This window comes from Desulfitobacterium dichloroeliminans LMG P-21439, from assembly GCF_000243135.2.
GTDB classification, from domain to species: domain Bacteria; phylum Bacillota; class Desulfitobacteriia; order Desulfitobacteriales; family Desulfitobacteriaceae; genus Desulfitobacterium; species Desulfitobacterium dichloroeliminans.
The window spans coordinates 3477890-3503295 of the sequence record NC_019903.1 but is presented as its reverse complement, the minus strand read 5'-3'; the positions used below and the strand labels follow the sequence as shown (position 1 = coordinate 3503295).

Sequence of the window (25406 nt, the reverse complement as noted above, 5' to 3'; positions counted from 1 at the left end):
CTGTGAAGGAACCAAGGAGGTATTTTTCGTGCTGGGTAAAGTAAAGTGGTTTAGCAAACAAAAAGGGTATGGCTTTATTGAAGGAGATCATGGGCAAGACATTTTTGTGCATTTTTCTTCAATTAGCGGTGATGGTTTTCGCACTCTCGAAGAAGGACAAGGCGTGGAATTTGATATCAGCCAAGGTCCACGTGGTGAGCAAGCCACGAACGTACAGGCAAGATAAGGGGACTATTAGTAGCTGGATAACACCGGATACACAACCTTAAGATAGTTTCTGTGACATGAATAAAAAAGGGAAGTGTTGGAAAAATTACAACAGTTCTCTTTTTTTGTATTGAGGTTTTTGTTAATTTAGTTCAACAGAAAAGAAAATGGGGAAGGATTTTTGATTATAAACGGGAATATTAGATAGTGTAGGTATTTAGATAATAAGGGGGTTTTACTATGAACATCAGCGTTCGCGGCAAACAAATGGAAGTCACCGATGCCCTGAAAGAATACGTTTTAAAAAGGGTAGGGAAATTGGAAAAATACTCTGATGAGTTTATGGATGTTAAAGTAACCCTGCTGGTAGAAGAAGGTCGTCATCGTGTTGAAGTCACTGCGCCCATTCATGGGATAATTCTCCGCGGTGAGGAAGAAAGCACAGATATGTATGCCTCCATCGATATGGTTGTAGAAAAACTGGAACGCCAGATTGATAAGTACCGGACCCGGATCAACAAACGCATGCGTACAAAAGTGCTGAAAGACCACGAGACGCTACAACCGGCGAATCTGGAGGATGACTCCGAAGAGGTTGTTCGATACAAAAGGTTCGGCACAAAGCCGATGTCTGTAGAAGAAGCGATTATGCAAATGAACCTAGTTGGCCACAATTTCTACGCTTTCACCAACATGGACACCCACGCCATTAACGTGGTTTACCGGCGGAAAAGCGGCGGAGACTACGGCTTGCTGGAACCCGAAAAGTAATTGATGACCCAGTGAGTTCAATGATGCTATCAAGGAATGGCCTACTACGGTGGGCCATTCCTTGCGTTTATTTGTTATTTCAGGGCTCTGATCTAAACTTTAGAGATAATTTCCTATTATGCGCCCGGGGATTGGCTTGCACCCCGTTGTCGGTAATGATAAAATGAGACGATACCCTTGGACAGATGGAAAGGTGGTCAATAATGGGTTTCTTTGACAAGTTATTCGATGATAATGGACGTGAGATTAAAAAGTACCAAAAAAGAGTTGAGGCAATCAACGCTTTGGAGCCGGAGATTAAGGCGCTTTCAGATGAACAGTTGCGTGCTAAGACCGATGAATTCAAGCAACGCTTAGCTGATGGAGAAAGTCTGGATAGCCTTTTACCCGAAGCTTTTGCTGTGGTTAGAGAAGCTTCATGGCGGGTCATTGGCCAAAGGCACTACGATGTGCAGCTCATCGGCGGCATGGTCCTCCATGATGGACGAATCGCAGAGATGCGTACTGGAGAAGGAAAAACACTGGTAGCAACCCTTCCGTCTTATTTGAATGCCTTAACAGGTCGGGGGGTCCATATTGTAACCGTAAATGATTATCTTGCCCGTCGTGACAGTGAAATGATGGGCCTAATCCATCAATTCTTAGGACTATCCGTAGGTCTCATTGTTCATGGTTTAAATTATAGCCAGCGGCGTGAAAGCTATGCTGCAGATATAACCTATGGTACCAATAACGAATTTGGCTTTGATTACCTCCGGGATAATATGGTGACCCGGCCGGATGGGCTTGTACAACGGGAGCTACACTATGCCATTGTGGACGAAGTGGACTCCATTCTAATTGATGAGGCACGGACGCCTCTGATTATTTCCGGTGAAGCGGACAAGCCAACTGAGCTTTATTTCCGAGTAGCGATGATTATTCCCCGCTTAAAGCCGGAAGAAGACTATAATGTCAATGAAAAAGACCGGGTGGTTACCCTGACGGAACAAGGGGTCAGCCGGGTCGAAACGATGCTCGCGGTAGAAAATCTCTTTGATGATTTGCATACAGAATTAGCTCATCATGTCAATCAAGCACTCAAAGCCCACGCTCTATTTAAGCGAGATCGAGATTATGTGGTCAAGGATGGCCAAGTCATAATTGTGGATGAGTTCACGGGACGTCTGATGTTTGGACGACGTTATTCGGAAGGTTTACATCAAGCGATTGAAGCCAAGGAAAAAGTAAAAATTGAAAAAGAATCACAAACCTTAGCGACCATTACCTTCCAAAACTATTTCCGGATGTTCGAAAAGCTGGCCGGCATGACCGGGACAGCGATGACGGAAGAGCCGGAATTCAGGAAAATCTACAAACTGGATGTCGTCGTTATTCCCACCAACAAGCCGATGATTCGCGAGGATATACCTGATGTAGTCTATCGGACTGAGGATGGCAAATTTAAAGCAGTTGTTGAGGAAATAATTGAACGCTATAAAAAGGGACAGCCAGTTCTCGTGGGAACCGTATCCGTTGAGAAGTCTGAGCGTTTGAGCGATATGCTGGAGCGTCGTGGTGTTCCTCACCAAGTCCTCAATGCCAAGTTCCATGAGAAGGAGGCCGAGATTATTGCGGGCGCAGGCTTAAAAGACATGGTAACCATTGCCACCAACATGGCCGGTCGTGGTACAGATATTATCCTCGGCGAGGAAGTAGCCAACCTAGGCGGTCTGCATATTATGGGAACAGAGCGCCACGAGTCGCGCCGGATTGATAACCAGCTGCGTGGACGTGCCGGACGTCAAGGGGACCCGGGTTCCTCGCAATTCTTCCTCTCCCTAGAAGATGATCTTATGCGCCTCTTCGGTGCCGAAAACATTATGGGCATGATGGATAAATTGGGTATGGATGACTCCATCCCCATCACCTCCAAGATGATCTCTCGTTCTGTGGAGACTGCTCAACGACGCGTGGAAAATCGCAACTTTGAAATCCGGAAGCATGTCTTGGATTACGATGATGTTATGAATCTCCAACGTGAAGTGATCTACGCTCAACGCCGTCAAGTGCTGATGGGTGGAAACATCCAAGAAAGCATTGCAGATATGTTGGAGAAAGTGGTCCGGGAAACTGTGGATATGTTTGGTGCCCAAAGCCCCTATCCAGAAGAATGGGATCTCAACAGCTTCCTCGAGTATGTGGAGAATCTCATCTTACCTAACCATGATATTACCTTTGATCAAGTGGCCAACATGGAGAAGGAAGAAATTGTTGAGATGCTGCTCGAAAGAGCGCGTGCACATTATAAAACCCGGGAAGAAGCCTTCGGCGAAGAGATAATGCGGGAAATCGAACGGGCTGTTATGCTCCAAGTTGTGGACAAAAAATGGATGGATCACCTGGATGCGATGGATATGCTCCGAGAGGGTATTGGCTTACGGGCTTATGGACAGAAGAATCCCTTGGTAGAATATCGCCATGAGGCTTATGATATGTTCCAAGGTATGATTAGCTCTATCCAAGAAGATACGATTCGCTATATCATGAGAGTAACTCCGCAAGTGACAGAGCAAAAACAGGAAGAACCTCAGCATGTTCGTACGAATCGAGATGAGGAACAAGCTGCCCGCCCAGTCCATAATGAGGGACCTCAAATCGGACGTAACGATCCCTGCCCTTGTGGAAGTGGGAAAAAGTATAAGAAATGCTGCGGAGCGTGAAGGGTCTAAACTATGTAGGATTAGAGATGAAGTAGATTAGAAAGAGTTGAGGGCGAAGCACCAGCCGAGGCTGTGCATCGCCCTGCCTTATTGAAAGCTGTAAATTAATTGGGTGGTGAATGTTTAAGTGATATTCGAATGGAAAAAGGAACTAGAAAACTTAGAAACGCGCTTGGCAGATTTGAGGGACTCTCTTTGACGTCGCTCAGCGAACAGATAAGATTAGCGTATTAGAGATTGAATTGCAGCGACCGGATTTTTGGGATCACCCGGAATCCGCCCAGAAGGTGATGCAGGAAATTTCTTATCATCAAGAGAAATTGAAAACCTACACCTCCTTGAGACAACAGTTGGATGATCTATTGACCCTCTATCAGCTGGCAGTGGAAGAAAACGATGAATCCTTGGAGCCGGAGATTGAAGAAGGGGTGAAGGCACTCCAACAAGTTCTTGAGGGTTTAGAATTAGAAATCCTTTTAAGTGGCCCTTATGATCGCAATAATGCTATTTTGACCCTCCATGCAGGGGCAGGGGGGACAGAAGCCCAAGACTGGGTCTCCATGCTCTATCGAATGTATGTCCGCTATGGGGAACGCCATGGGTATAAAGTAGAAACCATGGATTTACTGCCAGGGGATGAAGCGGGAATTAAGAGTGCTACCCTCTCTATCTCTGGGGAAAATGCCTACGGCTATTTGAAATCGGAAAAAGGGGTTCACCGACTCGTGCGAATTTCCCCCTTTGATGCTTCGGGGCGCCGCCATACTTCCTTTGCTTCAATGGATGTTATTCCTGAAGTCATGGATGATGGTGAGGAAGTCCCAATTCCCACGGAGGATCTTAAAGTAGATACCTACCGGGCTAGCGGTGCCGGAGGGCAGCACGTCAACAAGACGAGCTCTGCAGTTCGCATAACCCACTTACCCACGGGTATTGTCGTTCAATCGCAAAGTGAGCGTTCGCAAATCCAGAACAGGGCCTATTGCATGCGCATCTTGCAGGCCAAGCTCTTGGAGCTTAAACGCAAACAGCAAGAAGACGAGATCTCAGAGATTCGTGGGGAGCAGCAGGAAATTGCCTGGGGTAGCCAGATTCGCTCCTATGTCTTCCATCCTTACAATATGGTTAAGGATCATCGGACGAACGAAGAGACATCGAATACCGGAGCGGTGATGGACGGCGAGATTGATCAATTTATTGCCTCCTACTTGCAAAAAACTAAAGTTGTGAAATAATAAAAGGCTTGGCGCAAGCCAGGCCTTCTTAGAACCCAAGTGCCGAAAAATGTAGATAGTTAGGATTTTTGAGTAAGTAGGCTTTTATTAGGTCGTAAAATGTTAATAATAGAATCTAGGAGGGATTAGCGTGACAATTCTTGAACTGAAACGGATGGCCAACCAAATACGCCAAGATATTATTACCATGCTGTTGCCGGCCAAATCAGGTCATCCCGGGGGTAGCTTGTCAGCAGCGGACATACTTACGGTTTTGTATTATCATGAAATGAACGTTAAACCAGAAGATCCCCAATGGGCAGAGCGGGATCGCTTTGTCTTAGCTAAAGGACATGCCGCCCCAGTACTCTATGCAGCACTTGCGGAAAAAGGCTACTTCCCAAAGGAGGAAATTCTGGGACTTAGACAAACGGGTCGGATCCTCCAAGGACATCCGGATATGAAAAAGGTGCCCGGAGTGGATATGTCTACTGGTTCTTTGGGCCAAGGATTATCCGCAGCCAATGGTATGGCGCTGGCAGGGAAACTCGACAAGAAGGATTTTCGCGTCTATGTGGTACTAGGAGACGGGGAAATGGCGGAAGGCCAAGTTTGGGAAGCGGCTATGGCTGCAGCTCATTACAAGCTAGACAATGTAACCGCCATTCTCGATTACAATGGCTTACAAATTGATGGAACCACAGAATGCGTTATGTGCTCCGATCCCCTGACTGATAAATGGCGGGCCTTTGGTTGGCATGTCATCGAAGTAAATGGTAATGATATGGTCGAGCTTTTATCTGCCTTAGCAGAAGCTAAAAAGATCAAAGGAAAACCCACCATTCTTATTGCCCGAACCATCAAAGGCAAAGGGGTATCCTTTATGGAAAACCAAGTAGGCTGGCATGGTAACGCTCCTAATGCGGAACAAGCAGAGCAGGCCTTAAAGGAATTAAGAGAGGAGGCGGCTCACCTTGGCTAAACAAGCGACACGGGATGCTTATGGTAAGGCTTTAGTAACCTTAGGGGCAGAAAATGAAAATATTGTCGTCCTGGATGCGGATTTATCCAAGTCCACGAAGACTGCAGATTTTGGCAAACAGTATCCGGACCGATTTTTTAACATGGGGATTGCTGAAGCGAACCTGATGGGCACGGCGGCCGGTCTAGCAGCTGCTGGGAAAATTCCTTTTGCCAGTACTTTTGCTATCTTTGCCACGGGTCGGGCCTTCGAGCAGATCCGCAATTCGATTGCCTATCCCAAACTAAATGTCAAAATCGCTGCCACTCATGCCGGGGTTACCGTCGGTGAAGACGGGGGCTCCCACCAAGCGATAGAGGATGTAGCGATCATGCGGGCTGTTCCGAATATGACAGTTTTGGTACCGGCTGACGGAGAAGAGACACGGCAGGTCATTCGAGCTGCAGCTCAATATAAAGGACCGGTCTATATCCGTATGGGACGCCTCGATGTTCCTATACTTTTTGATGAGAATTACCAGTTTGAGATTGGTAAGGCCAATATCCTTCGGGAGGGCTCTGACTGCGTAATTTTTGCTAACGGCGTCATGGTGGCAGCTGCTTTGGAGGCTGCTCAAGAGCTAGAGCAAGAAGGTTTGAAAGTAGCTGTCGTCAATGTGGCTTCAGTCAAGCCCATCGATGTAGAAACCGTTGTTGCCTGTGCTAAAAAAGCAGGTGCAGTGGTCACCGCCGAAGAACATAATATTATCGGTGGCTTGGGAAGTGCAGTGGCTGAGGTTTTAGGCGAAAATGCGCCAACTCCCATGGTACGAGTGGGCCTCCAAGATACCTTTGGAGAATCCGGTCGTCCCCTCGAGTTGTTAGAGAAATACGGTTTAACTAAGAAGGAAGTCTTAGCAGCCGTAAAAGCAGTTATGGCGAAGAAATAAATAGTCACTATATTCGATGGAGTCTCGTTCAATAAGACCAACCGGCCTGTTCTTTTTTAGGACAGGCCTGTTTTTGCTTCCAACCTCATGCTGTCCGTAAGTTTTTAGCTTGCTTTTCGTCATTAATAACAGGAAATCCACACCTCATGTCGAATAGTCTTATAGATTTGGATAAGGAAACTGTAGGCAATATTCAAGGAGGACTTGGGAAAAAATGATCCAATTGACCAATGTATCGAAGATATATCCGAATGGCTCACGAGCCCTTGTCGATATTAGTCTAAAAATAGACAATGGTGAATTCGTTTTTTTGGTTGGGCCCAGTGGGGCTGGGAAATCAACCCTCATTCGCTTGCTCTACCGTGAGGAATTGCCAACTCGTGGTCAAGTGACCATGAATGGTAGGAGTATGATTCGCGTGCGTGAACGAGAGGTTCCGCAACTACGTCGAAACGTTGGCGTTATTTTTCAGGATTTCAGGCTGTTGCCCAATAAAACGACATTTGAAAATGTTGCGTTTGCCTTAGAAGTGATTGGGGTGGGCAGGCGGGAAGTGAGAAGCAGAACCAAGAAGGCGCTTGAGTTAGTGGGTTTGGCGAATAAAGAAAATTGCTTTCCCCATCAGTTATCAGGTGGGGAACAACAACGGGTGTCTGTGGCTAGAGCGATTGTCAATAATCCAGCCCTTTTAGTCGCGGACGAACCAACCGGTAATCTGGATCCAGAGACTGCCTGGGAGATTATGGAGCTTCTCTATAATATTAATCGCCGCGGGACTACCATTGTAATGGCTACCCATGCTCGCGAAATCGTTGATCAGATGCAGAAACGAGTTATTGCCATCGAAGATGGTAAAGTGGCACGTGATCAGAGGCAGGGGGCCTATGGGTATGGGACTTAATTCAGTAGGGTACATATTTCGTGAAGTGGGCAATTCAATCCGCAGGAACGTGTGGTTGAGCCTTGCTTCGGTGTTGACGGTTACCATCTCCATGGTGATTTTAGGTGCATCCGTTTTCTTTTTATTGAATGCCTCCAATCTAGCATCTGATTTCGAGTCAGAATTGGAAATAGCTGTTTTTGCCCAAGATAGACTAGGTACTCAAGAGATTGAAGCTCTAGGAGAAAAGATAAAAGGCTTGTCCGGGATAGATACCGTTGAATTTGTTCCCAAGGAGCAGGCATTAAAAGACTTCGCTAAGTCCATGAATTCAACAAGCATTGTCGAGGATATTGGAGATATCAACCCTTTTCCAGATAAGTATACTGTCCATGTGGTAGATCCTCAACAAGTAGAGAATGTAGCCGATCGCATCACGAAGCTGACCGGTGTGGATAATGTGGTGTATGGTAAAAATGTCGTCGAGCCCTTGCTCAAGTTCACAGAATGGTTGCGCTGGGCTGGAACGATTATTGTCGCACTATTTGCCATAGCCTCCCTTGTCTTAATCTCTCTCAATATCAAGATGAATGTGTTCTCACGTCGCAAGGAAATAGAAATAATGAAGCTGGTAGGGGCGAGCAACGCCTTTATTCGCTGGCCTTTTATTCTTGAAGGACTACTTTTAGGATTAGTCGGAGGGCTACTGGCGATTTTTGTTGTTGGTTTTGGTTATGGTTGGCTAGCGAAATACATTCAAGACACCCTAACCTTTATGCCCGTAGTTTATGAATCCGGACTGATTGGGAAGGTTCTCGGTTCACTTGTTCTTGTGGGGATGGGAATCGGTGCCTTGGGGAGTGCTATTTCTTTGCGCAGATTTCTTAAGGTTTAATTAACGCAATGAAGAGGAGGAAAAAGCATGGCCAAGAGAAAGGGGTTGTTAGCCCTTTTACTCACAACCGTATTGTTGGCTGGTTCAGTCATTCCACTTCAGGCTGGGGAATTAGAGGATGCCATCAACAAACAGAAAGAATTGCAAAAGAAAGAGGAACAAGCTCGTAGCCAGCTAAATAAACTCACGTATACAGCGGATAAACTCCAAGGCCAGATTAAAGATTTAGCTACGCAAATTTCCGTAGCTAAGAACACACTGGACTCGACCCAAGTGGCCTATAATCAGGCAGCAGAAGCAGTCTCATTGTCTGAGCAAGAGCTAGAAGAGCGAGAAGAAGAGCTGGCTAATCGCCAAATCGTCTTGCGTCAGCGTGTCCGGGAAATTTATGAAGCAGGTCAAGTTAGCTATCTGGAGATAATTTTTGAAGCGGAGGACCTCAGCGATTTTATCACTCGCTTGGAGTATTTTAATCGCTTGGTTACCAATGATCAAAAGATTCTTACCGATATTAGCATAGAAAGAGCCAAAATCGAAGAAGAAACCAAACTTCTTCAAGTGCGTCGTGATGAGGCAGCCCAATTGAAAGTAGCAGCTGAACAAGCAAAAGCAACGCTGGATGGGAAGAAACGAGAACATCAGGTGGCGCTAAATTCTAATAAAAAAGCTCAAGAAGATATTTTTGAACAAATTGAACGAATGGAAGCAGACTCGAATGACATTGCTGATAAAATCCGCAAATTAACGGCCAATTCCGATGTAGTTCATGGAACAATCAGCACCTATCCCTTGCCAGGGTATAAAGAAGTGAGCAGTTCCTATGGTTGGCGGATTCATCCTATCACGAAAAAGAAAAGCTTACATACAGGAACGGACCTTCCTGCTCCCACAGGGACGAAGGTTTTGGCTGCCGGCAATGGTGAAGTGATTATGGCCAGCTGGTATGGCGCCTACGGAAATGCCGTTATCGTCGACCACGGGGGCGGGTACACCACCCTTTATGGGCATAATTCTAAGCTTGCAGTTAAGGTGGGAGATAAGGTCAAGGCGGGTGATGTGGTGTCTTATGTGGGTTCAACAGGCTGGAGTACGGGTCCGCATCTCCATTTTGAAGTTCGTCTCAAAGGGGAAACAACTGATCCTCTGCAATTTTTTCGCTAGGTAGGAAAATATACGTCTGTCTGCGAAGGCAGAAAGACAACAACAAGGGTCGAGTTACTGCCTTCGTTGCGCAAGCTAAGTTTTCTTTGAATAAGTATGTCCCGAAGTGGATAGGCATATAATAAAAGAGACTTGCTTCTGATGGACATTCATCAGAAATTTAGCAAAGTGAACGAGTCGCCGCCACTTATCTCCTACCAAAGATCAAGAGGTGAGTCAGGTGTTGCTAAAATAGGGATCAGAGTAGGAAGGGGATATCGCTTTGCAGGAGAGCAGATGGAAAGAATATTTGAGAAATTTCGGATGGGTTGTCGCGATTGCCAGTTTGCTGTTTACAGTAATCGTCGGAGGATTCATCGTCACTAACTTAGATCATGTGGGCCGTTTAGGTCGGGTGTTACAGCTCATCCAAAGTGACTATTTAGAAGATGTGCCAGTAGATACCCTGATTGATGGAGCCACGAAAGGAATCGTGGACTCCTTGGGAGATCCTTATTCAGCCTATATGAATGCTCAAGAGAACGCAGAGCTCATGCAGCAAATCGAAGGAAAATTTGGCGGTGTCGGAATTATCCTTAGTCTCAAAGATCCCCAGAAACTCGTGGTGCTAAGACCCATCAAGAATACCCCTGCGGCCAAGGCGGGGCTGCAACCCGGTGACGTCATCGTCAAAATCGATGAGGTGGATGCTGCCACGATCGACCAAGAAAAGGCGGTGTCCTTGATGCGTGGAGATCCGGGGACGCAGGTCACTCTAGTAGTGTATCGTGAAAGTATCAAAAAAAGTGTGACCGTACCGATAACCCGAGAGCATATTACGGTTCCCACGGTGGAAGGCATGCCCTTGCCGGGGAATCCAGATATAGCCTACATCGGCATCTCGCAGTTCTCCTCCAATTCAGCCTATGAGCTGAATGAAGTTCTTACAGGCATGAATATCAGTAAATATAAAGGGGTTATTTTGGATTTGCGCTATAACCATGGCGGCGAACTGGAATCTGCCGTGGGAGTATCTAGCTACTTCGTTCAACCAGGTCCCATTGTCTATATTGTTGAAAAAGATGGCAATACTATAACCAAAGCTTCGGAAGGTAACTACTTAGGCATTCCTTTTGTGGTATTAGTCAATGAAGAAAGTGCTTCGGCAGCGGAAATTGTTTCCGGAGCGATTCGAGATCGCGGGACGGGGACACTGGTCGGGGTGAAGACGTTCGGTAAAGGGATTGTCCAAACGATTTATCAGCTAGATAAAGGAACCAGTGTAAAGTTGACCACAGCGAAGTACCTTACTCCTAATAAGATAGATATTCATAAGAAAGGTATCGAGCCGGATGTAGCTGTGGAGTTAAAGGAAGGGGAAGAAGCAACTCTTTCTCCTACAACGTCGGAATTTGATACACAGCTTAGAGAAGCACTGAAGGTGCTTCGTCAACAGCTTTAAATCTTAGGAGCGGGACAGGTTATCTGTCCCGCTTTTGTGAACTGGGGACAGGTCCCTCTTTTCAGAGAGGGATCTGTCCCCAGTTCACATTTTTTTTGGTTGTGCATACACTACACCGCAAGCGAAATTCAAGGAGGAAAGGGCATGGGGAATAAACCCAATGGGCGACATTACTTTGCAGAGGGAATTACCAACCGCGGCTACATATCACTCTTGCCCAATATGATGTCAGAATGGGAACGTACTTATGTCCTGATGGGTGGGCCGGGAACTGGTAAATCTACTTTAATTAAAATGATTGGGCTGGAGCTACTGGACCGGGGGCATGACGTAGATTTCTTCCGCTCTGCTTGGGATTCGGACTCGATGGCCGGTGTGCTTATCAGGCGCTATAACTGGGCCATACTGGATCAGTATGAGATAGCCCCTTTACACTGGCGTGTTCCTGGAGTGATAGAACACTTTATTGATTTTTCTAAGTTTTGTGATCAAGCAAAGCTGAGACAAAAGAGGCCAGTTATTCTTGAAGTTGAAGCTAAGATTAATAAAGGACAGCAACAGATAAGTGAAATTCTCGCTGAGGAATTTGGCGAACGAATGCGCGAAAAAAAATATTCATCTGCTCAAAATGAGGGGCGACCATGGTTGCCTAAGCTCCATGCTGCAGATCTCTTCAAGGATGCAAAAGGACCTTGGACTAAGGCCCAAGATGCGCTAAGAAAGATACAGAAAAGCGCGGTCCAATCTTATTTTCTCCACGGATTTCATACTGAGGGTTGGCTAAATCTTGCACCTTATTTTTTAATGGATTATGATCAGATCCGTTTTAGCGGGGAAGAAGCCTATGAAGCTATGGAATGGGTTCTAAAAGAATCGGAATCACTAGGTCAGGTCATTGATATTGTTTTACACCCCCTTTATCCCGATGAGATACTAGGCATTGTATTTTCTGAGCGGAATTTAGTTATATGGCAGGGTGACCCAGAGTGTCTCGGAGATCAAGGCTTAGGTCGTCCTTTTAGTCATGATTTAAAGGAGGCCCTCCTTACTACGCAGAGCTTCAGAGATCAGTTGAAAAAAATGTATACCGAAACGGTTGATTTTGACCAAGTGGATGGAATAAGAGTTGACTTAATAAATTCTATCCTTAGAGATATGACCTAAGGTGTTAGGCAATCGATTTTCAATACTAGTGTTTGACAACATTTAGCTTTCATATTTATGCAAATCAAGGGAAAACTAAATTTACGCAAAAGCACCATAGAAAAGGTGCTTTTTTGTTACCAGAAAAATGGAGTAGGTTAAGATAAAAATGGATCGAACCTGGAAAGGAGCGTGTTCCATGAAAAGATATCTATGGCTTGTCCCTTTCATCATCTTGAGCGTGATCTTGACTGGTTGCAATATGCAAAACATGCTAGGTAACTTAATGGGAAACAAAGAAAAGACCTCAAGCAAATCCTCGCAACAGCAAGAAGAGAAAAAAATTATTGCAGTTGCCTTGAATGAGGAAGACCCTAACAAAGCCATGTTTCTGCTTGGTATTCAGGAAATGGCTGCGAAAGAAGAAATAGAAGTTAAAGTCCTCACTGAAAAAGAATTAGGGGACTCAGAGGCTCTGAAAGAGGCCAAAATTCTCATTTATCAAGATGGCGAACAGTCCTTTTTAAAGGATGCCGAAAAGAATGATATTCCGATTTTAGCCCTGAACAGTTTACCCCCGGGAGTTAAGGCGCAAGGGGTTATTCTTCCGGACCCAAATCAGGTAGGTACCTTAATGGCGCAACAAATTCAAGGGAGGATTTCGGAAGGACAGGTAGTTTACTTGCAAGGAGAGTCCGAGGATCCACTAGCCCAGACGAGCTTAGCCGCCCTCAAACAAGAATCCGGGAAAAACTCAAAGATCACCATACATAGCTTCGCGAACCCCCCGGAATCAGAAGCAATAGCTATTCAAGGCCTCAGAGAGCACTTGCAAAAAAATCCCGGACAAGTGAAGGTCATCTGTGCCCAAAATGAAAAGTTAGCATCCCAAGCCTATGAACTGCTCAAGTCCCTGCAACTCACTGAGAAGATTTATCTCATGGGTGGACAAGCCAACCCCAAGTCGCTACAGCGGATTGCCTCAGCCGGCCAGATTGCCGATATTGATACGGCGCCCTATGTTCAAGGTGTCAATGCTTTACAATGGGCTCAGAAAATTATAAACAAAGAATCCATCGACATCACGCAATCCATTACCGGAGACCAAGGGGAGGTAGCAGCGAAGATCATCCCTGTAAAATCCGTCACCGCAGAAAATTTATCCTTAATTCAAAAAAGCTATACCAAGGCGGCCCAAGCACAGAAGGAACTGGAAAAGAAGCAAGAAGAATCTCAAGAGAAGAGTGCAGGAAGTAAAGGAGATAAGAAAAGTAAAAGTAATGGAGATGGTGAGAGTAGCGGAGATGAGAAAAACAGTAAGAGTAAAGAAGGAGATTCCCAGAGCCAAGAGCAGGAAGGCGCATCCTCTCAAGGAAAAGAAGGAAGTCATGGTGTTATGCCTGAAGGGGTAAAGAAAGTGACAGAAAAGGTACATACAGAGATTACCCGTGAGTACCTTGATGAACAAGGTAAGGTTCTGGGAATAGAGAAGAGTGCCAATGACCAAGTTCGAACGATTCCGCCGGAAATGCTACTTAAAGAGCAGCAAAAGCAGCAAGACGGGCAGCAAGGACAACAAGGGACACAAGGGACACAAGGGACACAAGGTGAAAAGTCTTCGGGCGCAGAAAAGAGTGGTAATAAGAAGTCCTAAAATTTCCATTGAAAATTACAAAAAAACCGAACATATTTTCGGTTTTTTTGTTTGTTTCCCGTACAAGAAGTGGTATAATTTTGTTTAGAATGATTAAAAGATTGCCGAAGTACTCATGAGAAACAGTTATGAATAGTGTATTTGGAAAGGAGATTGGGGCACCCCATGGAGTTTCGTTTACATTCACCCTATAAGCCCTCCGGGGATCAGCCGCAGGCGATTGATGCTCTGGTCGAAAGTATAAATACAGGCAGACGTCATCAAACCTTGTTGGGGGTCACTGGTTCCGGTAAAACCTTCACAATGGCCAATATTATTGAAAAAGTGCAGCGCCCTACACTTATTTTGGCCCACAATAAGACCTTAGCCGCTCAACTCTACAGCGAGTTCAAGGAATTCTTCCCTGAGAATGCTGTGGAGTATTTTGTGAGTTACTATGATTATTATCAGCCGGAGGCCTATGTTCCCTCCAGTGATACTTATATAGAAAAGGATTCCTCGATAAACGAAGAGATTGATAAAATGCGCCACTCTGCTACGGCGGCCTTGTTTGAAAGGCGAGATGTAATTGTGGTGGCCAGCGTATCCTGCATTTATGGTTTGGGTTCTCCCGAGGAATATCGTGATCTAATGGTTTCCCTGCGACAAGGACAAGAGATTGATCGCAATGAGATCTTGAAAAGGTTGATTTCAGTCCAATATAATCGCAATGACATAGCTTTTGAACGAGGGACCTTCCGAGTCCGTGGCGATGTCGTTGAAGTCTACCCTGCTGGATCCAGTGATCATGCCGTGCGCATCGAAATGTTTGGCGATGAAATCGAACATATTTACGAAATCAATGTGCTTACGGGCGAGATTATCGGCGAACGGCGCCATATCTCCATTTTTCCGAACTCACACTATGTTACTGCTCGTGATAAAGTTTTGCTAGCTGCCGAGAATATCGAGCAGGAATTGGAATCGCGACTCAAGCTCTTCAAAGAAGAAAATAAGCTACTGGAAGCTCAGCGCTTAGAGCAGCGAACACGCTATGATCTGGAGATGCTGAGAGAAATGGGTTTTTGTAATGGCGTGGAAAACTATTCGCGACATTTGACTTTTCGTGAGCCAGGAGACACCCCCTATACCCTGCTTCACTTTTTTCCTGAGGATTATCTTCTGATGATTGATGAATCCCATGTGACTCTGCCCCAAGTACGTGGAATGTATGAAGGGGACCGCTCCCGTAAGTCCACCTTGGTGGAGTTTGGCTTCCGACTTCCTTCAGCCCTAGATAACCGTCCGTTAAAGTTTGAGGAGTTTGACAAGTTAGTCCCCCAACGGGTGTATATCAGTGCTACCCCTGGCCCCTATGAGTTGGAGCATTGCCCGCAGATTGTGGAGCAAATCATTCGCCCCACAGGACTACTGGATCCGGAAATTTCTGTCCGGCCGACGAAGGGTCAAATTGATGATCTGGTGGGTGAAATCAACCGAAGAATTGAGCAGGATGAGCGGGTCCTGGTCACCACACTTACCAAGAAAATGGCTGAGGATTTAACGGATTATCTGAAAAATCTTAATTTGTCGGTTAAATATCTCCACTCCGATATTACGACCCTTGAACGGGTAGAAATACTTCGGGAACTGCGCCTAGGGGCAATTGACGTCATTGTCGGGATCAACCTTTTAAGGGAGGGGCTAGACCTTCCGGAGGTTTCTCTAGTGGCGATTCTTGATGCGGACAAAGAAGGCTTCCTGCGTGCCGAGCGCTCCCTCATTCAGACAATCGGACGCGCCGCCCGAAACGCCCAAGGGAAAGTTATCATGTACGCCGACCAAATGACACGATCTATGAAAGTAGCCATTGAAGAAACCGATCGACGCCGAGAAATCCAAAAAGCCCATAACGAGAAGAACGGAATTACCCCGCAAAGCATTCGCAAAAAGATCTACGAAGTCCCCGAAGCCACCAAAGTTGCGGAAAGGAAAGCAGCCTACGCTGCTAAATTGCCTGCCGAAGAACTGAAAGAGCTGCTGAAGAGCCTTGAACAAGAAATGCGCTTGGCTGCCAAGGATATGGATTTTGAGCGAGCAGCTCAAATTCGTGACGCCATCATCGAGCTCAAAGGGGAAGAAAACAAATACAAGCGGCCGTCCCAAGGACGCGCTCGTAAGAAGAAGTAAACGACTCCTGGGGCTCGGAAGAGGGGCGAGGAAGCAAGGCATTTGGCTTTGTCGATGACATCTAGTCTCCAGGATTTTGAGTTACACCGTTCGCTCAGTAAGCTGCGCGGTGCCAAACTAACGCTCAAGCTCCCCGCTCCGAAAGGTGCCCGGCCAAATCGCTCCTGCTCTGAAGGCATTGAGCAGCTTTTTGGACCAAGTCCCTCCAATCCTAGCAGACAGCTCTTATTGAGCCCAGATTCTCCTGTGCCTAAAAGCTATCCCTAAGCATAATCAGAATAAAACAGCCCAAGGGCTTTGCTTTACAGCAGAGAACGGATTTAAGCGAGCAGGTAAGCAATCTTCGCGAAATGTCTGCAGCGGAGTCGGGTTGGAAACAGGACGTTTCCAACCGGCTACGAGGCAGGAGCCGATTTAGCCGGGAACCCGACGGAGCGAAGGATATGAGCGATTAGATTGCTCCGCGCAGCTTATAGAGTGAACGCGTAAAGCAAAGCCCTGGAGACAGACTCTGACAATAGAGAAATACCCAAAGCGCCCCATATATGTCCCACAGCAAACTAACCTGAGGAGGACCACAATGACCCAGAACTTCATCAAAGTACGCGGCGCCCGCGCCCATAACTTGAAAAATATTAACGTCGATATCCCCAGAGACCAGCTCGTCGTTGTCACCGGTCTATCCGGATCGGGAAAATCCTCGCTTGCCTTTGATACTATCTATGCGGAAGGTCAACGACGCTATGTAGAATCTCTCTCCGCTTATGCCCGGATGTTCCTCGGACAAATGGACAAGCCTGATGTGGACTACATCGAAGGGCTTTCTCCGGCTATCTCCATCGACCAAAAGACCACTAATCGTAACCCCCGTTCTACTGTGGGAACGGTTACTGAAGTATACGATTATCTGCGTTTGCTTTATGCACGGATTGGCCATCCCCATTGCCCAAAATGCGGCATGGAAATTAGTCAACAGACCGTACAGCAGATGGTGGATCAGATTATGACGTATCCGGAGCGGACCAAGCTTCAGATTCTAGCGCCCCTGATCAAAGGAAAAAAAGGGGAGCATGCCAAAGTGTTTGACGATGCCCGCAAAGCGGGCTATGTGCGGGTGCGCGTGGACGGCGAGGCACGGGATTTAAGTGAAGAGATTCAACTGGAAAAGAACAAAAAGCATTCGATCGAAGTCGTGATTGACCGTATAGCCCTTAAGCCCGAAAGCGCCGTTCGCTTGGCGGATTCCTTAGAAGTGGCATTGAAACTGGGGGAAGGTAATGTCCTCGTGGACATCATCGGGGAAACGGAGATCCTCTTTAGCGAGAATTTTGCCTGCGCGGAATGCGGCATTGCCCTTGAAGAAGTCTCCCCGCGGCTTTTCTCCTTTAATAGCCCCTTTGGAGCCTGCCCTGATTGCACAGGCTTAGGTGCTAATTTAGAAGTGGATATAGATTTAATCATTCCTGATAAAAAGCTGACCCTTAAGGGAGGAGCCATCGCGCCTTGGGCCAAATCTCAATCCAATTATTATCCTGCTCTGCTAGCCGCTGTTAGCGAGGCTCTCGGTTTTACTATGGATACTCCTTTGGAAAACCTCTCAGAGGAACAATGGAAGGGTCTGCTTCATGGTATAGAAAAGCCGATAAAGTATAAGTTTATGAGCTTCTTTGATGACAAGCCGAAAGTACACTCAGGACCTTTTGAAGGTTTGATTTCTTATTTTGAGCGCCGCTACAAGGAATCGTCTTCAGATTATGTGAAGAGCGATATAGAAAGCTTTATGAGCGAGCGAGCTTGTCCCGCCTGTAAGGGAAAACGTCTGAAGCCGGAGGCTTTAGCCGTCACAGTGGGGGATTCTTCCATCGATGATTACACTCGACTGCCCATCACTGAAGCACTGGAGTTTATCAACCAACTGCAACTCAGTGAAAAGGAAGAAACCATTGCCCGGCAAATTCGCAAAGAGATTCGTGATCGGTTGGGATTCTTAATCAACGTCGGCCTCGATTATTTGACCCTACATCGAGCTGCAGGGACACTCTCCGGAGGTGAAGCCCAGCGGATTCGCCTTGCCACCCAGATCGGCTCGAGCTTAACGGGAGTCCTCTATGTCCTAGATGAGCCCAGCATCGGCTTGCACCAGAGAGATAATGAAAAGCTTTTGGTTGCCTTAGAGCATTTAAGAGATCTAGGGAATACTCTCGTGGTGGTTGAGCATGATGAAGATACCATGATAGCTGCCGATCATATCATCGATATCGGCCCGGGAGCGGGAGTTCATGGAGGGCAAATTATTGCCGAAGGGACCATCGAAGATATCAAAGCTAACCCCGCTTCGATCACCGGCCAATACCTGACCGGTACGCGCAGAATTCCCGTTCCGGAGGCGAGAAGGCAATTCAACGGCAAGTGGCTGGAAGTGAAAGGTGCCCGAGAAAATAATCTAAAGAATATCAATGTTCGCATACCCCTTGGGGTTTTCAATGTGGTTACCGGTGTATCGGGTTCAGGGAAAAGCACCCTCGTCAATGAGATTATCTATAAGACCTTGGCCACAAAGCTTAACCGTGCGACTAAACTCCGGCCCGGCCTCTTTAAAAGTATGGAAGGCATAGAGCATCTGGATAAAGTCATTGATATTGACCAATCTCCTATTGGTAGGTCGCCACGTTCTAATCCCGCGACCTATACCGGGGTATTTGATTATATACGTGAGCTTTTCTCCCAGATTCCCGAGGCCAAGATGAGAGGCTATGCCACCGGACGATTTAGCTTTAATGTAAAAGGTGGCCGTTGTGAAGCCTGCAAAGGAGATGGCATCATCAAGATTGAGATGCATTTTCTCCCGGATGTTTATGTTCCTTGTGAAGTCTGCCGTGGAGCTCGCTATAATCGTGAGACCTTGGAAGTGAAGTACAAAGGGAAAAGCATTGCGGATGTCCTCGACATGACGGTAGATGAAGCAGTGGAGTTTTTCCAAGCCGTCCCAAAGATTCTCCGCAAGATTCAAACCCTCCAGGATGTAGGTTTAGGATATATTCGTCTTGGCCAACCTGCCACCACTTTGTCCGGTGGGGAAGCTCAGCGGATTAAACTAGCTACTGAACTAAGTCGGCGCAGCACCGGCAAAACTATTTACATTTTGGATGAACCCACTACAGGACTGCATATGGCGGATGTGGACCGTTTGCTGGAGGTTCTGCATCGTTTGGTGGATGGCGGCGATACTGTCCTGATCATTGAGCATAACCTCGATGTCATCAAGACAGCTGATTATCTCATTGACCTTGGTCCTGAAGGGGGCAATGGGGGTGGGCAAATCCTCATCACTGGAACTCCCGAGGAAGTCGCCGCTTGTTCCAAGTCTTATACTGGGAAGTTTTTGAAGAAGCATTTGAACTGACACCTGGTAATTTATGCTAAACAACTAACAATAGGCCGTTGTTCTTCGTACAGGATTGTTGGAAGAGCAACGGTCTAATTCTGCGTAAAAACAAAGGGGCGTCGCTCACTACGATTAAAAATAGTGGTTGGAGGAACGACCACGATCATGGATTACGTCATCCAGAAAAAGGGTAATTCACTTTTAGAGACTGCAAACCAATGGAAGGATCATGCCAAACAATCAGCCATAGATTATGGATTTCACCTTATCATTACACAACCGAACGAGACGAGCTCCCAAGAATTAGATGCTCTCGTGGAACTAGGAATTACTTCCTTTAAACTCTTTATGGCCAACGAGATTGCCATGTCGGATAGAGAACTTTTTAGCATGATGAGAGAATTAAGAAGCGGGGAGTACTGCAGCGATACATGCAGAAAACAAAGATATCTTTGCAACTTTGCAAGAAGAATATGTTGCCCAAGGAAAGACTTCACCAGTTTATCATGGCAAAACCCGTCCTGAACTGATGGAAGTTGAAGCTATTAATCGGGCTATTACTCTCGCAGAAATTACGGGGTGCCCAACACTTATAGCCCACATCAGTACAGCTAAAAGGCTTCAGTTTGTTCAAGAGGCCAAAGCAAGAGGGGTGCAAGTTTATGCTGAAAGTTGCCCTCATTACCTGGTGTTATCCGATGAAAACTATGAGTTAGAAGGACATGAAAGGCCAAGTTTGTCCTATCACCACCCTTGAGAAGTCCAGAGAATTTTAATGGGCTTTGGCAAGGTATGTTGAATGGCGCGGTAAAGCACCTACCCTTTGAAAGCGAAATGATTCATGCTCGTTGGAGTGGGGAGGCAACTTGGATTTCTCTCGGAAACTCGGAATTTGGGGTATCTTACGAAAATCATACAAGCCGTCCTTCAAAAGGCGGAATTTTACTCTATCCAGGTGGAATCGGCGAAACAGAGACCCTTATTCCCTATAAAAGTACTCAGTTCTCGAGTAAGGTCTGACAACTCGCCGGCAACCACTTCTTAACTATTGTTGATGGAATGATTAAACTATCTGATTTAGGTCATACCGTGCTCTGGGAAGGGGTACAAAATTTACGAATTGAAAAGCTACTTTGAAAGAGAGCAACTAGGAATAATAGTTTTGTATAACTATTTATTTTTAGGATGACGCTACCACGATTATGGGTCAAGAGGATTCCCTCTTCCACTTGTCGAAGTAATTCCAAGAGGAGATGAGAGATTTGAGTATTAAGCTGGTCGCAACAGATTTAGATGATACATTATTACGAAATGATTTAACCCTATCCCAACGCGTTATAACAGCCATTCATCAAGCTAAGGAGCAGGGAGTTTATGTGACCTTTGCCACCGGGAGAATGCCCGTGTCAGCCAGGCCTTATGCCGAACAGCTGGGGTTGGACGTTCCGATTATTACTTCCCTGATGTTGCGTAATAAATTCCTGGACGCAGGAATTTGTGACCAGTCTACTTCGTTACCCAAACAAGAAGTGGAGTTATGATTTTTCATAACTCCACTTCTTGTTTTTTGAATGATTAGCCCTTCTTTGGGGGAAAATATTCCTTTAAGGAGGGTTATGATGTGCTGAACCGTCGAGAATTTCTTAAGCTGGTCGTCAAAGGAGCCATTCTTGGCAACTTTATCAGCTTAGTAACCCCCGAATTAGAAAAAGCCTTAGCTCAAGGAGATATTAAAAAGAAGCTACCCATTCTGATGGTAGAGACGGGAACCTGTACCGGAGATAGTATCTCTTTAGATAATATTTGGACACCGACACTATCCGATATTTTTACCAACATCACTGAATGGCGTTATGACTGGACCATGATGCAAACCCAAGGGGAGTCAGCCTATAAGGTCTTATTGGATATGGAAGAAACTCTAGCCCATGAATTCATACTTATTGTCCAAGGATCTATCGCGCGTAGAGATAATGGTCATTATAATTACGCCGGCCTCGAAAACGGCCAAATGGTCACAGGCCTGGACCTGGTTCGTAGGCTGGGTTTAAAAGCTAAATATATCGTGGCCATAGGTAATTGTGCTACTTATGGGGGGCCTGCCTCTGGGTATCCTAACCCGTCCCAGAGTACCGGTACACAAACGATCCTCCCCGAACGCCGAATTATCAATGTCTCCGGTTGCCCTGCCCATCCGGATTGGATTATGGGTACCCTTCTGCATTTGGCTCTATATGGGGAGCCTGAACTAGAAAAATTCGGCCGTCCCAAAATGTTTTACGGAGAAACCATTCATAACAACTGCCCGCGACGTCGTTACTACGACCAAGGTATCTTTGCTACAGATATCGGTCAGAAGGAATGTCTTTACCGCGTAGGCTGCAAAGGACCCGTCACCTATGCCGACTGCCCTATCCGTCGCTGGAACGACCGCTACAACTGGCCAATCGGCTGTAACTCTCCCTGCATCGGCTGCACCGAGCCCGGGTTTCCTGATCTTATGGAGCCTTTTACCAATCATTTTTCCGACATCACCTTCCCCGGAGGAACCCGCGAAACAACCGATCGAATCGGTAGAGGGGTCTTAGGCTTAGCTACCCTAGGGATTGGCGGACATTTTCTAAGCTCACTTTATAAAGGACGTCTTCATCGGAATCTAATTCAATCGACGAACCAGGTGAAGAAAAAGATCCAGCTGAAGAAAGCCAAGACGTATCATACCTATCGGCCCAAGAAATCTCAGCAATGACCAAAAGTGATGCCGCCAATCGACATGGGCGGTTGATTTTACAAGTGAACGAGGAGTGAGCTTACTGGAGAAGAAGGTTGTTTTTCCGTTTACCCGAATCCACAATCCGATGTTGGTAGAGGCCCATCTAGAAAACGGAGTGATCCAAGACGCCTTGATCGCGGATACCCTCTACCGAGGCTTTGAGCAAATTCTCGAAGGTCGATCCGCTTTTGATATGCCTTATTATACGCAGCGCATCTGCGGCATCTGCTCCTCAGTTCATGGGGTGGCGGCGTCTTATGCAGTGGAGCAAGCCCTGGGGATGGCCGTTCCACCGAACGGATTGGTCCTCCGCAATCTTATTATGGGTAGTGATTTCCTGCAGAATCATCTCCGTCATTTCTACCTTCTGAGCATGCCTGATTATTTCAAAGGCCCCGACATCCCCCCCTTCCTACCTCATTTGGAGGGAGATATTCGCCTTACTCCCCAAGAAGATCAACGTATGACTGATCATTATTTCCAAGCCATCGAAGTTTCTCGGTATGCACATGCGGCGTTCGGAGTTTTCGGGGGCAAGGCTCCCCATGGGCACGGGATTGTACCCGGAGGGTGTACCATGCACGTGGATGCCGATAAAATCAACCGCTATCGCGGTTATCTTATCACTATCCTCGAGTTTATTAATAATGTACCTAAATTCCACGTGTGTTTTTATTAGCTTCAAAAATCACTATTTCACGAAGAATTTAGACTGCTTCTCACACATTGTAACATTATTTACAACCACCTTTCAATCATTTTTGATAAATCATTGATTTCATCTTTGCTGCAATGATACTTAATAAACTCTGCAAGTTATCCACAGAGCAACACTCAATTTTATTGATGATATTCTTATTATACCAGACATTTTTCATACACTCCCTTGTACGGATAGTTTTCCGACAACTTCATGATTACATATCTTGCGGTTTTGATTATTTTTGCTGCAAGAAATACATACTTCAAACGAAAGGTCTTTATTTGCTGTCTGTATTCTGAAGAGTCCAAGGAATCAAACTTGAACAACAAAAATAGGTTATATGAAAGCATCATCATTTGAAACACGGCTTCATTCGCCCAAAATGACTTTAGCAAGAGATGACCCACCGCCATGTCGTATTTGGCTTCTTTGATATAGTTTTCAGCATTACCACGCTTTTCATAGTATATAACTACTTTTTCAGAAAGCAAGGTAGTATTTGTTACAAAGAAAAAGTAGTCGTATTCGGAACCTTCTAAAAGTGATAATTGTGCTCTTTCTTTTTCTGGTTTCAGTACGCGAGATACGACAAATCTTCTGTCTTTTTCCCATTTAACTAATTTTGTATACAGTTCTGTAGTTTCTCTACCTTCTTCTCCTTTAACGAATACAATTGATGAATTCGTTGCTTGTGAGGTGAGTGTAGAATAACTTTTGGCTTTAATTAAATATTTGCATCCAAGAGATTCTATCGTTTCGATAATTTTTTCATCAAAGTAGCCACTATCCATTCGAAATAAAATTTCTAAATCGTCTGATTTGATGTTAGCAACAATTTCTTTGATCATTTCCGCAGCACCGTTTGCAGTGTAAGTATTGCCACTTCTTACAAATCCGGTAACATATGCTTTTAATTCGTCGCAAAATGCAAATTGGATATTGTAGCATCGGTTTCCCAGTTTCTTAGGATTATATCCTTTTGACGCACCTTCTTGATGACCTTCTACGTTAATTACACTACTATCAATATCAATCGTAATGGATGTCAATTTACTTTTAGTGAGCAGTTTTTTAAAGACTTTAAAATTAATGTCTCTAAACATTTGGGTTGTCTTGAAGTTGAAGTTTCCTAGAAACCGTGACACTGTTTCAGGTTCTTTTACGGAAATATCAAACTCGTTGACGAGGGGATCATTTTGAAGTAGCTTTAGACGTTCTAACTTATCAATGCCAATGAAGTGACCGCAGAGCATGGTCTTTATATGATTCATCTTGATTTTATTTGTTGAGTCATTATCAAATACGAGGTCATTTTCAATAAAATCAAAAATCCCATTGCTTTTTGCATTCTCAAGGAGCAGAAAAAGACCTGCATTTGATGTTAGATTCTTAGCTTTGAAATCAATTTTATTAATCATAATTAGAACCCCTTTTTACTACTTTTCTTACTATTATTTTACCATATATCGAGTCATAAAAGCTGATAATTTAACATATTTTTGAGCACTTTTCTTTCACCCAATGGGTGAAAGCTGAATTTCGAAGGAACGCATATTTATCAAGGCTTTGATTATGCTTTTTGAAGTACTGACGTAGAATCTAGGTACTTATAATGGGGCGATGATTCAGGAGGCTATAAGCCGTAAAATTCTTTATCGTAAGGTCATCTCGGTAGAGGTAGCCCGCGAAGTTATACGGTTTTTGTTGGGCGAAGAACTTTATCTTCATATGTATCAAGGGGACCAAGTTTTCGTGCAAAAAACGAATGAGTGGTCTGAGGCCTATGGGCAGAAAACCGGAGTTAGGGTGGAAGAAGCTGATCTTCTTGAGATTCTCGAAGAAGAAAAGGAAGGGGTAGAGAAGATCATTATTTTTGCTCATCCTGATGAACTAAAAATTTGGCGAGAGAAGCTCCATGTTATGTTCCCCAAGATGCTCCATCTCACCTCATCGAAGCCATATTTTCTTGAAATAAATCATCCGGAAGTCAATAAGGGCAATACTCTACTGAACTTTGCCAAGGGATTAGGCATTAAACCGGAAGAAGTTATGGCTATTGGCGATAGCCTGAACGACCTCGAGATGATCCGCTATGCAGGTCTTGGGGTAGCTATGGAAAATGCACATCAAGAAGTAAAGGATGTCGCGAAAGTTATAACATCCTCCAATGAGGAGGATGGTGTGGCAAAGGCTATTGAGGACTATGTGCTTATAAGAAAATAGATTATCGTAGATAAAGTTAATATAGATAATGGCTAGAGGCTGATGCTTAACGAATACTTTTTGTTAACCATCAGCTTCTTAATTTGCGGATTCAGTAGAATTATAGCGCCGCGCTGCCCACCCTACACGCGTCTTAATGGACTTAAAAAATATTGAGAATTTTAGGGAAATTATA

The 25406-nt window shown here is 45.4% G+C and carries 19 protein-coding genes and 3 pseudogenes; 21 read left to right on the top strand and 1 reads right to left on the bottom strand.

Features of this window, described 5'->3' with window-relative positions:
• The first annotated feature begins 28 nt into the window (after positions 1–28).
• The 20 genes and pseudogenes from DESDI_RS16525 to DESDI_RS16430 form a co-directional block, all read left to right on the top strand.
• Positions 29–226: a cold shock domain-containing protein gene (locus DESDI_RS16525; RefSeq protein WP_015263749.1), complete on the top strand. Its 198-nt coding sequence runs from the start codon at positions 29–31 to the stop codon at positions 224–226.
• Positions 227–447: 221 nt separating this feature from the next.
• Positions 448–978, top strand: a complete 531-nt coding sequence (gene hpf / locus DESDI_RS16520) for a ribosome hibernation-promoting factor, HPF/YfiA family (RefSeq protein ID WP_015263748.1) — start codon at positions 448–450, stop codon at positions 976–978.
• Between the two features lie 203 nt (positions 979–1181).
• Complete coding sequence (gene secA, locus DESDI_RS16515; RefSeq protein ID WP_015263747.1) at positions 1182–3680, top strand: preprotein translocase subunit SecA; 2499 nt, start codon at positions 1182–1184, stop codon at positions 3678–3680.
• 127 nt (positions 3681–3807) lie between these two features.
• Positions 3808–4915, top strand: a protein-coding gene (gene prfB, locus DESDI_RS16510; RefSeq protein ID WP_015263746.1) for a peptide chain release factor 2 whose coding sequence is annotated in 2 segments (ribosomal slippage) — positions 3808–3876 and positions 3878–4915 — 1107 coding nt in all. Because the reading frame shifts where the segments join, the coding sequence is not laid out codon by codon here.
• Between the two features lie 130 nt (positions 4916–5045).
• Positions 5046–5876 carry a transketolase gene (locus DESDI_RS16505; protein ID WP_015263745.1) on the top strand — a complete coding sequence of 277 codons (831 nt, stop codon included), beginning with the start codon at positions 5046–5048 and terminating at the stop codon, positions 5874–5876.
• A complete protein-coding gene (locus DESDI_RS16500; RefSeq protein ID WP_015263744.1) occupies positions 5869–6804 on the top strand; it encodes a transketolase family protein in 936 nt (311 codons plus the stop codon). Before DESDI_RS16505 ends, DESDI_RS16500 begins: the two co-directional genes overlap by 8 nt.
• 214 nt (positions 6805–7018) lie before the next feature.
• Positions 7019–7705: a cell division ATP-binding protein FtsE gene (gene ftsE, locus DESDI_RS16495; RefSeq protein WP_015263743.1), complete on the top strand. Its 687-nt coding sequence runs from the start codon at positions 7019–7021 to the stop codon at positions 7703–7705.
• Complete coding sequence (gene ftsX / locus DESDI_RS16490) at positions 7695–8579, top strand: permease-like cell division protein FtsX (protein WP_015263742.1); 885 nt, start codon at positions 7695–7697, stop codon at positions 8577–8579. The genes ftsE and ftsX overlap by 11 nt, the downstream gene beginning before the upstream one ends.
• 27 nt (positions 8580–8606) lie before the next feature.
• Positions 8607–9740: a murein hydrolase activator EnvC family protein gene (locus DESDI_RS16485; RefSeq protein ID WP_015263741.1), complete on the top strand. Its 1134-nt coding sequence runs from the start codon at positions 8607–8609 to the stop codon at positions 9738–9740.
• Between the two features lie 256 nt (positions 9741–9996).
• Positions 9997–11181 (top strand): S41 family peptidase, encoded by a 1185-nt coding sequence (locus tag DESDI_RS16480; protein ID WP_041219559.1) that lies wholly within the window; start codon positions 9997–9999, stop codon positions 11179–11181.
• A 144-nt stretch (positions 11182–11325) separates the two neighbouring features.
• Entirely contained in the window at positions 11326–12345 is a 1020-nt protein-coding gene (locus tag DESDI_RS16475) for a hypothetical protein (protein ID WP_015263739.1), read from the top strand.
• 178 nt (positions 12346–12523) lie between these two features.
• Positions 12524–13978, top strand: coding sequence for a sugar ABC transporter substrate-binding protein (locus DESDI_RS16470; RefSeq protein WP_015263738.1), 1455 nt, complete (start codon positions 12524–12526; stop codon positions 13976–13978).
• A 165-nt stretch (positions 13979–14143) separates the two neighbouring features.
• Positions 14144–16147 carry an excinuclease ABC subunit UvrB gene (gene uvrB, locus DESDI_RS16465; RefSeq protein WP_041220062.1) on the top strand — a complete coding sequence of 668 codons (2004 nt, stop codon included), beginning with the start codon at positions 14144–14146 and terminating at the stop codon, positions 16145–16147.
• Between the two features lie 54 nt (positions 16148–16201).
• A complete protein-coding gene (locus tag DESDI_RS18145) occupies positions 16202–16414 on the top strand; it encodes a hypothetical protein (protein WP_172635918.1) in 213 nt (70 codons plus the stop codon).
• Positions 16415–16727: 313 nt separating this feature from the next.
• Entirely contained in the window at positions 16728–19550 is a 2823-nt protein-coding gene (gene uvrA, locus DESDI_RS16455) for an excinuclease ABC subunit UvrA (protein WP_015263737.1), read from the top strand.
• Positions 19551–19992: 442 nt separating this feature from the next.
• Entirely contained in the window at positions 19993–20289 is a 297-nt protein-coding gene (locus DESDI_RS17400) for a hypothetical protein (protein WP_051015690.1), read from the top strand.
• A complete protein-coding gene (locus DESDI_RS17395; protein WP_051015689.1) occupies positions 20286–20552 on the top strand; it encodes a DUF3830 family protein in 267 nt (88 codons plus the stop codon). The genes DESDI_RS17400 and DESDI_RS17395 overlap by 4 nt, the downstream gene beginning before the upstream one ends.
• Positions 20553–20794: 242 nt before the next feature.
• Positions 20795–20989 (top strand): annotated as a pseudogene (locus DESDI_RS16440) (HAD family hydrolase); the annotation flags it as partial.
• 164 nt (positions 20990–21153) lie between these two features.
• Positions 21154–22281, top strand: a complete 1128-nt coding sequence (locus tag DESDI_RS16435; protein ID WP_015261419.1) for a hydrogenase small subunit — start codon at positions 21154–21156, stop codon at positions 22279–22281.
• Positions 22282–22336: 55 nt separating this feature from the next.
• A pseudogene (locus DESDI_RS16430) lies at positions 22337–22957 on the top strand (nickel-dependent hydrogenase large subunit); the annotation flags it as partial.
• Positions 22958–23163: 206 nt separating this feature from the next.
• Here DESDI_RS16430 and DESDI_RS16425 read toward each other — a convergent pair.
• Positions 23164–24426 (bottom strand): IS1380-like element ISEcp1 family transposase, encoded by a 1263-nt coding sequence (locus tag DESDI_RS16425; protein ID WP_000608644.1) that lies wholly within the window; start codon positions 24424–24426, stop codon positions 23164–23166.
• Between the two features lie 199 nt (positions 24427–24625).
• Here DESDI_RS16425 and DESDI_RS16420 point away from each other — a divergent pair.
• Positions 24626–25231, top strand: a pseudogene (locus tag DESDI_RS16420) (HAD-IIB family hydrolase); the annotation flags it as partial.
• Positions 25232–25406 lie beyond the last annotated feature (175 nt).